Origin of the sequence: Microbacterium sp. (assembly GCF_047972865.1) — a bacterium.
Lineage (GTDB): Bacteria > Actinomycetota > Actinomycetes > Actinomycetales > Microbacteriaceae > Microbacterium.
This window is the reverse complement of record NZ_JBKEAY010000259.1, coordinates 1-1929: the sequence shown is the minus strand read 5'-3', so window position 1 is coordinate 1929 and position 1929 is coordinate 1. Positions and strand designations below refer to the sequence as shown.

The 1929-nt window shown below is 65.1% G+C and carries 1 protein-coding gene; it reads right to left on the bottom strand.

All coding sequences use genetic code 11. The features are described 5' to 3' along the window. Positions 1 to 1929, bottom strand: a 1929-nt coding sequence (locus ACK5KK_RS15645) for an NACHT domain-containing protein (RefSeq protein ID WP_416891010.1), incomplete at both ends; no start/stop codon positions are given.

The window sequence follows — 1929 nt, the reverse complement described above, 5'->3', positions numbered from 1 at the left end:
GAGGAGTGCGAGACACAAGGTGCGACGTGAGAGGTCGTCACTGTAGGTGTCGTACATCTCACGCCACCATGCTGCGCTCCGTTGGCGACGCACATCGATCACCAGCCGGCCATAGTCGGTGTCGGGCCCAAACGGCTCGCTGTCGCGACCGACGGTGCCCGAAGCGCTGAGCTCGTGGCGTGCTGCGCCGGCCAGGGCGATCTCGGTCGAGAGCCAGTTCGGACCGTGGATGGCGCTTAAGGCGCGAGCTGTCGCTTGCCATGGCTCGGTTGTGCCAGCTTGGGCGCGCTGTCCCTTGCGGGACGCCTTGCGCACATCCTGATATCGAGGATCTGCAGCCTCGAGTCGTTTCCATGCGCTGTTGCGTACGGACGCGTCAACGCGATCGAGCCCAAGATGCCCGTGCTGGGATAGCCGCGAAGCGCTCTCGGCAGGCAAATACCACTGTGGTCGAAGTGCGCGGAGGAGGTCGCTCGGCAGGCCCGCGGCCGTTGGCCGCACCTCGCTCAGCGCACCGCGCAACACGGCCTGCAACATGGCATCGCCAAGCGCCCGCTCGGCGGCGAGATCAATGTCCATTCGGACAAGCTCGCGGAGCGAATCGAGGGGGCCGGCTGCCAACCGCGTCACCTGAGCCGGGGGAAGCCGGACACCGCCGTAGCTGGCGCCCACGCGCAGCCACGCCGCCTCGTCGGGCGTGCCCACCGCGTTCGCCAGGTGAGCCGCCCACCACGCTTCAAACTCGTCCCGGCCAAACCCCACCCTGTGACGCAGCATCCCTGCACGAACGGGCGAAAGGGGAGCCGTGACAGCCTTCTCCACCGCGTCAAGCGTCCGCTGTACAAAGTCGCGCCCTCCCACCGAACCAACGAGGGTGGGAAAGTCGGCCGCGGGTCGCTCACTCATGAGACTGATCGTCATGTCGTCGGCGAGGAGACGGGCGACGTCGCGCTGCACCATCTGATTCGCGACGAACACCCCGTCACTGAGCAAAGTCCAGGCAGCAGACCTCACTTGGAGGGGCCGACTCGCTTCCCGCAGAGCTTCCTCCACGCCATATCGAAGCGCGGCCAGCTCGTTCGGCGAGGCGAAACCCGCGTAGAACCGCAAGGTGTTCAACCAGTACGGGCGATCCATCAGGCGCCGCAACACTTCCTGCTTGCCGAGCGGCTGCTCCCAACTGCGAGCTGCCCACTCGGCCAAGAAGCGCGCAGCGAAGTACTCCCTCACCGGCTGGACCGCGAACTCGAACATCTCGTCGACATTGCTCGTCAGTGCCCAGAAACGGTCCGTGGCCGCCTTGAAGAGCTGCTCCGCCAACCCGACATCGCGCCCCACCTGACGGAAGTAGATCATGAGCGTCGTGACGATGTCCTTGGCCAGCATCCGTCCCGCGGTCGGCGTCTCTTCGACCCCGCTTTGCATATGCCAACCGAGAAACGCCGTGACCTCCTGAACATCGGGGACGCTCTCCCGCGAGATCTGCCGCCGGTCGACCTCACGATCCATCAGCGTCGCCATGTAATCGGAGTAGAGCGGGGTGCGTGTCACCGGCACCGCGTCGCCCTTCTTACTGATGAGATACAGCAGGATCGTCAACTGCATCGGGTTGTCGGCCAGTTGCGCAACATGCTCCAGGGAGGTGCGATCCCGGAACACGCGACGGAGCTTGTTGCGGTGCCGGTCATCCAGCCCCTTCGCATCACACCACCGGTTGACGTACTCGGCCTGCAGTACCGAACTCAACGGCTCGAGCCGGAGAACCTCGAACATCTCCCCGTCCGGCTCCGCGAGTCCAGATGCATTCGGGCGCGCCGTGACGACTACCTGGAATCGACGCGTCGCGAACTTCGTCTTTCCCATCCGCCGGGTGAACTGATCGATCTCGTCGACCAGAATCGTGCGCAGGCTCGGGTCCGCAACCTCGTC